Raw genomic sequence first — 11,733 nt, 5'->3', positions numbered from 1 at the left:
CCCCCCCCGGCCGCTCCCGCCCCTCGGTCCACAGCTCGGTCCACAGGGCGTTCCGGTCGCGATATGTCACCCAAAACTGCGGATTAGGGTGACATATCGCGACCGGAACAGATGGACCGGAGCGGGTGGACGGGTGGCATATCGCGACCGGAACGGCCGGGAGGGGACGCCGCGGGGAGGGGTTACTTCGCGAGGAAGTCCTTCAGAGCGGCGTTGACCTCGTCGGCGTGGGTCCAGAGCAGGCCGTGCGGGGCGCCCTCGACCTCGACGTAGTCGGCATCCGGCACCGCCTGGTGGAAACGGCGCGCGGTCGCGTCGATCGGGAGGATGTTGTCCTTCGTGCCGTGCAGGATCAGTGTGGGCTTGGCGGCGGCGCGCACGGCCTCGACGTCCCCACGGAAGTCCTCGATCCAGGACGAGACGACCGCGTAGGCGGCGACGGGGGCGCTGCCGATCGCGACGTTCCAGCTGCCGGTGACGGCCTGCTCGCTGATGCGCGAGCCGAGGTTCTCGTCGAGGTTGTAGAAGTTCTTGTAGAAGTCGGTGAACCACGCGAAGCGGTCGCCCTTGGCGGCAGCCTCGATGCCGTCGAAGACCTCCTGCGGCACGCCCTCGGGGTTGTCGTCGCGCTGCACGAGGAAGGGCTCGAGCGAGGCGAGGAAGGCGAGCTTCGCGACGCGGTCGTGGCCGTACGTGGCGACGTAGCGGGCGAGCTCTCCGGTGCCCATCGAGAAGCCGACGAGCACGACGTCACGCAGATCGAGGGTTTCGAGCACGGTGTTGAGGTCGGCGGCGAACGTGTCGTAGTCGTAGCCGACGTTGACCTTGGAGGATCCGCCGAAGCCGCGCCGGTCGTAGGTGATGACCCGGTAGCCCTGGGCGAGCAGCTCGCGGGTCTGACGCTCCCAGCTGTGTCCGTCGAGCGGATATCCGTGGATCAGGACGACCGGCTGACCCGATCCCTGGTCTTCGTAGTAGAGCTCGATCGGGGTGCTGTTCTCGTTTCCGACGGTGATGTAGCCCATGATCCGGGTCCTTTCGATTGAGAGGAGAACGGTCGTTCTCGCTCGATGTGTTCAATTTAGAGAACGTTCGTTCTCGTGTCAAGTAGACTTCTGGACATGACCGAAGACGAGGCCCGTGAACGCATCCTCACCGCCGCGGAGGAGCTCTACTACCGCAAGGGATACGCGGCGGTGGGCATGGATGAACTGCGTGCCGCGGCCGGAGTGTCGCTGCGCCGCCTCTATGCGCTCTTCCCCGCGAAGACCGACATCGTCGCCGCTGTCCTCGCCCGCAAGCACGCCCAGTGGGAGTCCGGGCTCTCGGGAGCCGTGACGGATGCCGGCGACGACCCGCGCGCGCGTCTCCTCGCGGTCTACGAATACCTCGAGAACTGGTTCTGCGCCGACGACTTCCGCGGCTGCGCGTTCATCAACGCGTTCGGCGAGCTCGGGGGCACGAACCCCGAGGTTGCGGAGATCGTGCGCACGCACAAGGCATCGTTCCAGGAGTACATGGCGGGCCTGGTCGCCGGCACGGGGGCGCCTGCGGCGCTCGCTGCACAGCTGTCGATCCTCGCCGAGGGGGCGCAGAGCACGGCGGCGATCTCGAAGGATCCGTCGGTGGCGGTGCAGGCGCGCGGCGCCGCGGAGGTCCTGATCGATGCGGCCTTCGCCCGGGCCTGAGTGAGTGTTTCCCTAACCTGGTTAGCGAAACACCGCCTCGGTGTCAACCCCGATGCGTGTCGGCTCACCGCGCCGTAGCGTCGTGACCATGGACTCACGTACGAAGGGCATCGGCCGGCAGACCCTGGTCATCGCGTCGGCGACGTTCATGCTGATCGCCGCCACCATCGGAGCGGGGGCGTTCGGCGGTGCATCCGTCGACGACCTGCAGGACGGAGCCCTCTCCGCGCAGGGTTCCTACCTCGCTCCGGCAGGACCGGCGTTCTCGATCTGGTCGCTGATCTACCTCGGACTCATCGTCTACACGGCGTGGCAGGCGCTCCCGGCGCAGCGGCAGGATCCCCGTCAGCAGGCAGTCGGCGGATGGATCGCCGCCTCGATGGTGCTGAACGGGCTCTGGCTCGTGACCGCACGGTATCTGACGCTGTGGCTCACGGTCGTCGTGATCGCCCTGCTGCTGGCGGTGCTCGCGCGGGTGATCGTCGTACTGGGGCGCTTCCCGGCGCGCAACCTCGCCGACCGCATCCTCACCGACGGGGCGAACGGCCTGCACTTCGGATGGGTCACGATCGCCACCGTCGCGAACACGGCCGCCTGGCTCACGCAACTCGCTCCGGAGAGCTGGGCCGACGCCGCAGATACCTGGGCGATCGCCGTTCTCGCCGTCGTGCTGGTGATCGGTTCCGCTGCCGCGTGGGCGACCGGCCGGATCGCTCCCGCCTTCGCCACGGCGTGGGGACTGGCCTGGCTCGCGGTCGGACGCCTGACCGGGGAGCCCGAGAGCACGCCCACGGCGATCGCCGCGATCATCGTGGCCGTGCTGCTGGTCGTCACCGGGGTCGTCTCGGTGCTGCGCCGGACACGCGCCGCGCACGACTCCGCACAAACAGCTCGCTGAGCACCGCGTTGGCCGATTCCGGGTCGGTTCCGGCAATTCTTGATGAGTCGTGCACAGCGCACACAACTCAGGAAAGCCAGGCCGTATCGCCCCGAAAACGCCGGCCCAGTGCTCCGGCTGCATGTTCTTCCTGAGTTGCGCACGCCGAATCATCGTGCCTCGGCGCAGGCGACGGCTCAGAGCACGAGTCGGTAGCCCATCCCCGCCTCGGTGAGCAGGTGCACCGGGGCACCCGGCTCCCGTTCGAGCTTCTTGCGCAGCTGCGACATGTACAGCCGCAGATAGCCGGAGTCGGAGACCTGCTCGCTGCCCCAGATCTCCTTCAACAGGTCCTGCCGGGTGACGAGGGCTCCCGGATGTCGCGACAGGTGCTCCAGCATCCGCCACTCGGTCGGGGTCAGGTGCACGCGCGTCCCGGCACGGGTGACGGTCTTCGTGGCCAGGTCGACCACGACCTCACCGAAGGCCACGACGGACTCACCGTTCGCGGAAGTCGATCGACGGGACAGTGCGCGCAACCGCGCGAGAAGCTCATCGACCTGGAACGGCTTCGTGACGAAGTCGTCGGCGCCGGCGTCCAGCGCCTCGACCTTGTCGGCCGAGCCGGTGCGTCCGGACACCACGATGATCGGCACGTTCGTCCACCCGCGCAGCGCCTGGATCACCTCGATGCCGTCGAGGCGGGGCATGCCGAGGTCGAGCATGATCAGGTCGGGGTGCGACTGCGCGGCGGCGGCGATCGCAGCGGCACCGTCGGCGGCCACGACGACTTCGTATCCGTGGGCGGCCAGTGTGATCCGCAGCGCCCGCACCATCTGCGGGTCGTCGTCGGCGATGAGGAGCTTCACTCCGTCCCCTCCGTGTCGGGAAGCCCTGCGCCGAGCGGCAGGGAGATGACCATGGTGAGGCCTCCACCAGGGGTGTCCTCCGGTGTCAGGGTACCGCCCATGCCCTCGGTGAACCCGCGGGACAGGGCGAGTCCGAGTCCGAGTCCCGTCGTGTTGTCGGTGTCACCGAATCGCTGGAACGGCTGGAAGATGCGGTCGCGCCGCTCGGGAGCGATGCCCGCCCCGCGGTCGATCACGCGGATCTCGGCGCGGTCGCCGATCGTGCTGGTGGAGATGATCACGCGGCTGCCGTCCGGGGAGTGACGGTGCGCGTTCGCGAGCACGTTCACCAGTACGCGCTGCAGCAGCACGGGATCGGCGAACACCGGCGGCAGGTCCGGGTCGAGGGAGAGCTCGACGTCTGCCGGCCCCAACCCGAGCTCGTCGACGGCCGCGAGCACGGTGCCGGCTGCATCCATCCGGGAGGAGGAGACCGCGAGCACGCCGGCCTGCACGCGACTCACATCGAGCAGGTCGGTGACCAGCGTCGACAGTGTGGCGAGGCTCTCGTCGGCGGTGGCGAGCAGTTCTTCGCGATCGGTCGCCGACAGCCCGTGTGCACCGCGCAGACCGCCGATCGCCGCGACCGCCGAGGCCAGCGGTCGCCGGAGGTCGTGGCTCACGGCCGACAGCAGAGCGCTGCGCACCTGGTCAGTCTCGGCCAGGGCTTCGGCTTCGCTGGCGGTGGCGCGCAGATCGGTGTGCTCGATCGCGGCGGAGAGTTGCGCGATGATCGCATCGAGCAGGCGTCGTTCCGGTCCGGCCAGAGGTTCGCCGTTCAACTCCAGCAGCGCCCGGGGGCCACCGCCTGGTCCGACGCCGATCGGCAGGGTCGTGGCACGGCCGTCGGCCACTGGTTCCCCATCGCTCGCCAGCACCTCGCCGTCGGGAGCGAGCACCCGCACCCCGCTGAGTCCGAACGCCTCTCGGGTGCGACTGGCCAGCGCCAGCACCGCGTTGTCGCCGCGGAGCACATTGCCGGCGACCGCCGCGAGCAGCTCGGCCTCGGCGGCGGCGCGCTGAGCGGTGCGGGCCCGTCGTGCGGCCTGGTCGACGATGATGCTGACCAGGATCGCGATGAGGACGTAGAGGGACAGGGCGAGCGCGTGCAGCGGGTGCGCGATCGTGATGGTGAAGAGCGGGGCGACGAAGAGGAAGTCGAGCGTGATCCCGGAGAGCACCGCGGCGAACACGGCGGGACGGATGCCGCCGATCAGGGCGACCACGACGACGAGCAGCTGATAGGCGAGCACTTCGGCGGTGATGGATTCGGGGCTGCGGACCGTGAACATGATCCACGACAGGATCGGTCCGAAGACGAGCGCGATCGCGAAGCCCAGGAGCTGTCGGCGCCAGCCGAGCGCCCCGCCGGTGATACGCGGCAGAGCCTGGCGACCACCGGCAGCCGCGTGCGTCACGATGTGCACGTCGATGTCGCCGGATCGGCGGATGACCTCCGATCCGATTCCGGGGCCGGTGAGCGCGGCGGTGAGTCGGCCGCGTCGACTGACACCGATCACCAGCTGCGTGGCGTCGGCTCCCTGCGCGAACTCGACCAGTGTGGAAGGGATGTCGTCGCCGACGACCTGGTGGTAGCTGCCGCCGAGCGACTCCACGAGAAGGCGCTGGGCGGCGAGCGCTCCCGGCGTCTCGTTGCGCAGACCGTCCTGTGCCGAGACATGCACGGCGAGCAGCTCGCCGCCGGCCGAGCGTGCCGCGATCCGTGCCCCGCGCCGGAGCAGGGTCTCGCCCTCCGGCCCGCCGGTGAGGGCGACCACGACACGCTCCCTGGCCTGCCAGTTGCCCTCGATCCCCTGCTCGGCGCGATAGGTGCGCAGTGCGCTGTCGACCTCGTCGGCGAGCCAGAGCAGGGCCAGCTCGCGCAGCGCGGTCAGGTTGCCCAACCGGAAGTAGTTCGACAGGGCGGCGTCGATCCGCTCGGCCGGATAGACCAGCCCGGCCGAGAGTCGATCGCGCAGGGATTGCGGTGCGAGGTCGACGACCTCGATCTCGTCTGCGGCGCGGACGACGGCATCCGGGATGGTCTCCTGCTGCGTGATGCCGGTGATTTTCTCGACCACGGCGTTCAGCGACTCGATGTGCTGCACATTGACGGTGGTGACGACGTCGATGCCGGCATCCAGCAGGTCGTCGACGTCCTGCCAGCGCTTCGGGTGCCGCGAGCCCGGGATGTTCGTGTGGGCGAGTTCATCGACCAGGGCGATCTCCGGGGCGCGCGCGAGCACGGCCTCGAGGTCGAGTTCGGTCAGGGCGACGCCTCGGTGCTCATCGACCCGGCGCGGTACTTCCGGCAGTCCGACGGTCTGCGCCTGGGTGGCGGCGCGATCGTGGGTCTCGACGATCGCGATGACGACGTCATGACCCTCCTCGCGCAGACGGCGGCCTTCGGCGAGCATCTCGAATGTCTTGCCGACGCCGGGGGCAGCGCCCAGGAGCACGCGGAGGCGGCCGCGTCGCGACTGCTCCGGAGCCTGACGCTGCATCCGCTCTGCGCTCACTCGCCCTCCTGGTCGTCCAACGCGAGATTCAGTTCGGCGACGTTGATGCGCTCCTCGCCGAGGAATCCCAGATCCCGCCCTTGAATCCTAGACTCCACGAGGTCTCGCACCTGCTGCTCGGCGACGGCGGCCACCGGACCGGGGTTCTCAGGGCCGAGGCTGCTGCCGCTCGACGCCGCCTCCGCCTTGGCGACCAGGGACACGAGGGCGAACAGCGCGAGAGTCAGCGCGATGTCGATGATGTCGAGCACGAGCCGTGGGGCACTCGATGTCCCCCCCACTGGCGGCACAGACTCGAACGGTGGATACTCACTTGCACCACTCGAAGGCAGAACAGCCAGTCAAAGGAGCACGAGGGAAATGGATCAGTATCTCTGGGTTCTGAAGGACAAGGAACGCGACCTCATCCGTGAACTGGAGCCGCAACGGCTCGCCGAACTTGACGAGGACGGCCTTCTCGCTCTCCACAAGCGGGTCCGGCGGGCGCGGAACAAGCACACGACGAACTACCGTCGCGGCGCCGCTGAACGTGTCGAGCAGGCAGGCGGAAGAGGTGCTGCGGCCGCGGGCTCCGACAAGGCGCGCGGCCGTGCATACGTGTTCGAAGAAGCTCTATCGATCATCAGCGGGGAACTCGCTCGGGTAGCGCACGAGGAAGCCGAGGCGCTCAAAGACGAGCGGCTTGCACGCGCGAAGGCGGGGAAGTGGAGCGGGCCCGGGACGGAAGCGCCGAGCGATGACGGAGGGATGTCCGGCCGAATGCGAGAACATCAGCAAACGAGCGGCGGCGTGAAACGAGACGCATCAAGTCGAGCGCAGGGTGCGCGTCGTCAAGCCAAACGGGATGCGCGCTGACGGAGACCCGCTTTCGAATCGCGCAAAGAGCGGCATAACCGACCCGCAGAGAGCCGGATGCGCGATTCGAACGGGGCGTGCGGGCCTATGCTCACGAGGTGGGCACCAGAGAGTGGCGGATCGGCGCAGGGACATGGGTCGTCGGCGGGCTCGTCGTCCTCGCCCTCGTCCTCGTGCTGACCGAATACCTCCCGCAGTCGGACGCCGACGCTCTCGGGCAGCGGATCGCACCGGTGCTGGGGTTCGTCGTCGCGATCACCGTCGTCGCCGAGCTCGCCCGCGACGCGGCGGTCTTCGATGTCGTCTCGCAACGGCTCGCCCGCTGGGGGCGCGGACGTGTGCTCATCCTCTGGGCGCTCGTCGTGGTGCTCGCGGTGGTGAGCACGGTGTTCCTGTCCCTCGACACGACCGCCGTGATCGTCACGCCGGTCGTCATCGTGCTCGCGCAGAGTGTCGGCGTCTCCCCGCTCCCGTTCGCCCTGGCCACCGTGTGGCTGGCGAACACGGCTTCCCTCGCCCTGCCGGTGTCGAACCTCACCAACCTGCTCGCCGCGCCAGCGATCGGTGACGGTCCCGCGGGGTTCATCGCTCTGAGCTGGGCACCGACTCTGGTCGGCATCCTGGTGCCCGTCGTGATCCTGACCGTGGTGCATCGGCGCCCCGTGTTCGCGGCCTACGAGACACCGCCGCCCCGCCGCGCCGCCGACCCGACGCTGTTCTGGAGCGCTGCGGGGATCCTCGTCGTGCTGATGCCACTGCTCGCCGTCACGCACGACGTGTGGATCCCTGCCACGGCGGCGGCTCTCGCGCTCATCGTGGTGTTCGCGGTGCGGCGCCGCCGGGCGCTGCGACTGGCGCTCGTGCCGTGGCAGGCGATCGCGCTTGCCGCATCGCTCTTCGTGCTGGTCGAGGCCGCGCACGCGCAGGGCCTCCTCGACTTCCTCACGGCGCAGACCGCGAACGGCGACTCCCCCGGCGACCTGTTCCGGCTGGCCGCGCTCGGCGCCGTGAGTGCCAACGCGATCAACAACCTCCCCGCGTACCTCGTGCTCGAGCCCGTCGCTGCGGATCCGGTCGCACTGATGGCCCTCCTGATCGGCGTCAACCTCGGCCCGTTGATCACGCCGTGGGCCTCTCTCGCGACGCTGTTGTGGCACCACCGCATCACGGCGCTCGGAGTCACGATCCGTTGGCGCAGCTACATGCTGTGGGGTGTGGTGGCCGCGGTGCCGACCGTGCTGGTGGCCGTTCTCGCGCTGATCCTCGTCTCGGGCTAGACGCCCCGCTCCGGCGGCCACTCCTCGGCGAGCAGTCCGTAGTTCATTCCGTCGAGCCATTCGCCCGAGCGGTGCAGAGCCGTCTTGCGGCTGAACTCCTCGCGGCGCATTCCGAGCCGTTCCATGACGCGCCAGGACGGCTCGTTGTCGGCGAAGCACCCGGCGTGCACGCGGCGCAGCCCCAGTGCGCCGAAGCACACGTCGATCACCGCGCGGATCGCCTCGGTCGCGTAACCGTGGCCGGTGTACGCGGGGTCGAGCACCCAGCCGAGCTCAGCCTCGACGCCCTTCGCCTCGGCCTCGACTTCGGCCTGGGCCCACCCATCGCCGAGTTGCACCATGATGTCGCCGATCGGCGTCGGGGCGGCGCCTTCGTGCGCGGGCAGCAGCTCCACGAGGTACAGCGACGCCAGGCGCTCCGGAGCGAGATACCGTTCACGGAACGCATCCCGCGTGTCGGGCGCGGCCCCGAGCCACCGGTTCACCTCGGGGAGTCGACGCCACTCCCACATCACATCGACGTCGGCGGGCGTGCAGGGGCGCACCTGCAGTCGGGGTGTCCGCGCCGGCCACGGCTCGGGCGTTCGCGTCTCGGTCATCGCTCCACCCTAGGCTCGACCGACGACACCGCTCAGGACGCCTCCCCGAGGGCCCGGCGCATCTCAGCCGCAAGTGCGCCGTTGGTCTCGGCGAACCGCGCGGTGATGTTCTCGCGCACCTCGGGCGACTTGTTCTGGCTGAGTTTGGCGCGGGCATCGAAGCGGGTGACCCGCATGCGAAGGCCGACGGTGCCCTTGGCGGCGCGGCGGGTGCCTTCCTCGTCCTCCGACAGGTGCCGGCCGTGCTGTTGGTGGTCCTCGAAGTGGTCGGTCAGGCGGCTGAGCATGGCGTAGTTCTCCTCCTCGTCGAGGATCTCGGGGACGCCGTAGAGGTGCGCCGTGACGTGGTTCCAGGTAGGCACGAGGTCGCCCGGTGCGTACAGGCTCGGCGACACGTAGTCGTGCGGACCCTGGATGATCAGGAGCACCTCGTGTCGGCCGAGTTCGTGGAGTCGCTCGTCCGGCCGTCCGAAGTGGCTGGCGATCACGATGTCGTCTTCGTCCTCGATCAGCAGCACGGGGTAGTGCGAGGCTACGAGGCTGCCACCGGCAGGGGAGACGAACGTCGCCCACGGGTTGCCGCGGATCAGTCGCTTGACCTCTTCGGGATCGGTCATCAGGTACCGGGGTGTGTGGCGCATCAGGAGTCCTCTCTTCGGGGCATGGTCGGTCGGTGGGCGATCAGTCGGGTGCGTACGGCGAGGGCGGCGCAGGCGATCACCGCGAGCCCGCCGACTGCGGTGGCCCAGCCGATCTGCTCGTGCAGCAGCAACGCGGCCCAGGCGATGCCCATCACGGGTTGGACGAGCTGGATCTGGCTCACCTGTGCCATCGGACCGATCGCGAGACCGCGGTACCAGGCGAAGAAGCCGAGGAACATGCTCACCGCGGCGAGGTAGGCGAAGGCGAGCCACTGCACGGGCGTCGCGGCCGGCGGCTGCTGAACGGCCGACACCACCGTCAGCGCCGCCATCAGCGGAGCGGCGACGATCAGCGCCCAGGACACGGTCTGCCAGGAGCCGAGTTCACGGGCGAGCAGGCCGCCCTCCGCATAGCCGATCGCGGCGGCGATGACGGCACCGAACAGCAGTAGATCGGCAGCCGTGAGGGAGCCGAGTCCGCCGTTCTGCAGTGCGGCGAACACGACTGCGGCGACCGCGCCGAGGCTCGCGAAGATCCAGAAGGATCGCGTGGGCCGTTCCCGGGTGCGGAACACGACAGCGACAGCGGTCGCCGCGGGGAGCACGCCGATCACGACCGCACCGTGGCTGGCGGGCGTCGTGGTCATCGCGAACGAGGTCAGGACGGGGAATCCGGCCACGACCCCACCGGCGACGATCGCGAGGCGGCCCCACTGCGCCGTCGTGGGCCGTCGCTCGCGCGTCACCGTCAGGGCGATCCCGGCGAGGAGGGCGGCGACGACAGCGCGGCCGGAGCCGACGAACAGCGGTGAGAGCCCGTCGAGCGCGATGCGAGTGAATGGGAGGGTGAAGGAGAAGGCGAGGACGCCGAGAAGCCCCCACCAGACGCCGACATGCGTCGATAGCACTGTCGATCGCGGAGCGATAACGCTACTGTCTACTTTCATGAGTCAGGATAGCAGTGACCGGATCGTCGCCGGGGTGCGCGGGTGGATCTCCTCCGCATCTCCGGGCGCACGGGTGCCGTCGAACCGTGCGCTCATGGCCGAGTACGGGGCCGGCCCGGTGACCGTGCAGAAGGCGATGCAGCAGCTCGTGCGGCTCGGGCTGGTCGAGTCGCGGCCCGGTGCGGGGACGTTCGTCCGTGCCGTGCCCATCGCCCGCACGGTCGACTACGGCTGGCAGACCGCCGCGCTCGGCACCGCGCCCGCCGGACTCGCTGGCCTGTCGTCGACGCAGCGCACGGTCGCGCCCGATGCGATCGGACTGCACGCGGGATACCCCGCGGTCGACCTGCTGCCGCAGCGGCTCGTGCGACAGGCGCTCGTCCGCGCCGCCCGATCGGACGCGGCGCTGACCCGTTCACCCGCAGCGGGCCTCCCCGAGCTGCAGGCGTGGTTCGCGGGTGAACTCGCGTCCGCCGCACCGGTGGGCATCACACCCGCCTCGGCACGGGACGCCCTGATCATCTCGGGCAGCCAGAGCGGGTTGAGCTCGATCTTCCGCGCGGTCGTGGGGGTCGGGCAGCCGCTGCTGATCGAGTCGCCGACGTACTGGGGTGCGATGCTCGCCGCCGCGCAGGCCGGTGTGGTCCTGGTGCCGATCCCGTCCGGTCCGCATGGACCGGATCCGGACGACGTCGAGCGGGCGTTCGCGCAGACCGGCGCGCGGGCGTTCTACGCGCAGCCGACGTTCGCGAACCCGACCGGAGCGCAGTGGCCGGTCGCGACGGGAGAGGCCGTGCTCGACACGGTCCGTCGTCACCGGGCATTCCTGATCGAGGACGACTGGGCGCACGACCTGGGCATCGACGCCGATCCGAGGCCGATCGCCGCATCGGATGATGACGGTCACGTGGTCTATCTGCGCTCGCTCACGAAGAGCGCCTCACCGGCCCTGCGCGTCGCGGCCGTGATCGTCCGTGGGCCTGCGCGTGATCGGATCCTCGCGGATCGCGCCGCCGAGTCGATGTACGTGAGCGGTGTGCTCCAGGCCGCGGCCCTCGACGTGGTGAGCCAGCCCGCCTGGCGCACGCACCTGCGTGGATTCCGCGAGCACCTGCGCGCGCGGCGTGATCTGCTCCTCTCGAGTCTCGCCGCGCACGCGCCCTCCGCGCAGGTCGAGGGTGTTCCGGTCGGTGGCCTCAACCTGTGGGTGCGACTGCCCGAGGGGACGGATGTCGGGCAGGTCGTCCGCGAGTGCGAGGTGCGCGGAGTCATCATCGCGCCAGGGTCCGAGTGGTTCCCGGCCGAGCCCTCCGGCTCCTACGTGCGCCTCAACTACGCCAACGCCGACCCGGCGCGTTTCGCCGAGGCCGCCGGCGTCCTGGGTGCCGTGCTCGAAGGGACCTGACTCCGTTCGAATCGCGC

12 protein-coding genes are annotated in these 11,733 nt (G+C 69.6%); 5 read left to right on the top strand and 7 right to left on the bottom strand.

Going from position 1 to position 11,733, the window contains the following annotated elements; genetic code table 11:
• Positions 1–182: 182 nt before the first annotated feature.
• Positions 183–1,025 (bottom strand): alpha/beta fold hydrolase, encoded by an 843-nt coding sequence (locus L978_RS10175; protein WP_047522947.1) that lies wholly within the window; start codon positions 1,023–1,025, stop codon positions 183–185.
• 96 nt (positions 1,026–1,121) lie between these two features.
• Between L978_RS10175 and L978_RS10170 the strand changes: the two genes are divergently transcribed.
• Positions 1,122–1,688 carry a TetR/AcrR family transcriptional regulator gene (locus tag L978_RS10170; RefSeq protein ID WP_047522946.1) on the top strand — a complete coding sequence of 189 codons (567 nt, stop codon included), beginning with the start codon at positions 1,122–1,124 and terminating at the stop codon, positions 1,686–1,688.
• An 88-nt stretch (positions 1,689–1,776) separates the two neighbouring features.
• Positions 1,777–2,586 (top strand): tryptophan-rich sensory protein, encoded by an 810-nt coding sequence (locus L978_RS10165; RefSeq protein ID WP_047522945.1) that lies wholly within the window; start codon positions 1,777–1,779, stop codon positions 2,584–2,586.
• A gap of 176 nt (positions 2,587–2,762) precedes the next feature.
• Here the strand turns inward: L978_RS10165 and L978_RS10160 are convergent, their stop codons facing one another.
• The 3 genes from L978_RS10160 to L978_RS19295 are packed head-to-tail and all read right to left on the bottom strand — an operon-like array spanning position 2,763 to position 6,243.
• Positions 2,763–3,434, bottom strand: coding sequence for a response regulator (locus tag L978_RS10160; protein ID WP_047522944.1), 672 nt, complete (start codon positions 3,432–3,434; stop codon positions 2,763–2,765).
• Positions 3,431–5,977: an ATP-binding protein gene (locus L978_RS10155; RefSeq protein ID WP_047522952.1), complete on the bottom strand. Its 2,547-nt coding sequence runs from the start codon at positions 5,975–5,977 to the stop codon at positions 3,431–3,433. Before L978_RS10155 ends, L978_RS10160 begins: the two co-directional genes overlap by 4 nt.
• Before the next feature lie 11 nt (positions 5,978–5,988).
• Positions 5,989–6,243, bottom strand: a complete 255-nt coding sequence (locus L978_RS19295) for a potassium-transporting ATPase subunit C (protein ID WP_047522943.1) — start codon at positions 6,241–6,243, stop codon at positions 5,989–5,991.
• A gap of 109 nt (positions 6,244–6,352) precedes the next feature.
• On the opposite strand from L978_RS19295, the gene L978_RS10145 reads away from it, so the two are divergent.
• Both L978_RS10145 and L978_RS10140 read left to right on the top strand, forming a co-directional pair.
• Positions 6,353–6,847, top strand: a complete 495-nt coding sequence (locus tag L978_RS10145; protein ID WP_047522942.1) for a hypothetical protein — start codon at positions 6,353–6,355, stop codon at positions 6,845–6,847.
• A gap of 98 nt (positions 6,848–6,945) precedes the next feature.
• The gene (locus L978_RS10140; protein WP_197055644.1) at positions 6,946–8,124 is read left to right on the top strand and encodes an SLC13 family permease; all 1,179 of its coding nucleotides are present in this window, start codon (positions 6,946–6,948) and stop codon (positions 8,122–8,124) included.
• Here L978_RS10140 and L978_RS10135 read toward each other — a convergent pair.
• Genes L978_RS10135 through L978_RS10125 form a run of 3 tightly spaced genes read right to left on the bottom strand, consistent with a single transcriptional unit; the run spans position 8,121 to position 10,311 of the window.
• The gene (locus L978_RS10135; RefSeq protein WP_052193546.1) at positions 8,121–8,723 is read right to left on the bottom strand and encodes a GNAT family N-acetyltransferase; all 603 of its coding nucleotides are present in this window, start codon (positions 8,721–8,723) and stop codon (positions 8,121–8,123) included. The genes L978_RS10140 and L978_RS10135 overlap by 4 nt on opposite strands.
• 32 nt (positions 8,724–8,755) lie before the next feature.
• Complete coding sequence (locus L978_RS10130) at positions 8,756–9,364, bottom strand: FMN-binding negative transcriptional regulator (RefSeq protein WP_047522941.1); 609 nt, start codon at positions 9,362–9,364, stop codon at positions 8,756–8,758.
• Entirely contained in the window at positions 9,364–10,311 is a 948-nt protein-coding gene (locus tag L978_RS10125) for a DMT family transporter (RefSeq protein WP_047522940.1), read from the bottom strand. The genes L978_RS10130 and L978_RS10125 overlap by 1 nt, the downstream gene beginning before the upstream one ends.
• Between L978_RS10125 and L978_RS10120 the strand changes: the two genes are divergently transcribed.
• Positions 10,310–11,716, top strand: a complete 1,407-nt coding sequence (locus tag L978_RS10120) for an aminotransferase-like domain-containing protein (RefSeq protein ID WP_047522939.1) — start codon at positions 10,310–10,312, stop codon at positions 11,714–11,716. The genes L978_RS10125 and L978_RS10120 overlap by 2 nt on opposite strands.
• Positions 11,717–11,733 lie beyond the last annotated feature (17 nt).

This window comes from Microbacterium sp. ZOR0019, assembly GCF_000800925.1.
In the GTDB taxonomy this organism is placed as follows: domain Bacteria; phylum Actinomycetota; class Actinomycetes; order Actinomycetales; family Microbacteriaceae; genus Microbacterium; species Microbacterium aurugineum.
Note: the sequence above shows the minus strand (reverse complement) of the source record. Positions and strands in the feature narration are given on the sequence as shown.

Coding starts and splice junctions, on each gene's coding strand:
- L978_RS10125 (WP_047522940.1), bottom strand. CDS start 10,311: ATGAAAGTAGACAGTAGCGTTATCGCTCCGCGATCGACAGTGCTATCG.
- L978_RS10120 (WP_047522939.1), top strand. CDS start 10,310: ATGAGTCAGGATAGCAGTGACCGGATCGTCGCCGGGGTGCGCGGGTGG.
- L978_RS10130 (WP_047522941.1), bottom strand. CDS start 9,364: ATGCGCCACACACCCCGGTACCTGATGACCGATCCCGAAGAGGTCAAG.
- L978_RS10145 (WP_047522942.1), top strand. CDS start 6,353: ATGGATCAGTATCTCTGGGTTCTGAAGGACAAGGAACGCGACCTCATC.
- L978_RS10170 (WP_047522946.1), top strand. CDS start 1,122: ATGACCGAAGACGAGGCCCGTGAACGCATCCTCACCGCCGCGGAGGAG.
- L978_RS10175 (WP_047522947.1), bottom strand. CDS start 1,025: ATGGGCTACATCACCGTCGGAAACGAGAACAGCACCCCGATCGAGCTC.
- L978_RS10135 (WP_052193546.1), bottom strand. CDS start 8,723: ATGACCGAGACGCGAACGCCCGAGCCGTGGCCGGCGCGGACACCCCGA.
- L978_RS10165 (WP_047522945.1), top strand. CDS start 1,777: ATGGACTCACGTACGAAGGGCATCGGCCGGCAGACCCTGGTCATCGCG.
- L978_RS10155 (WP_047522952.1), bottom strand. CDS start 5,977: ATGCAGCGTCAGGCTCCGGAGCAGTCGCGACGCGGCCGCCTCCGCGTG.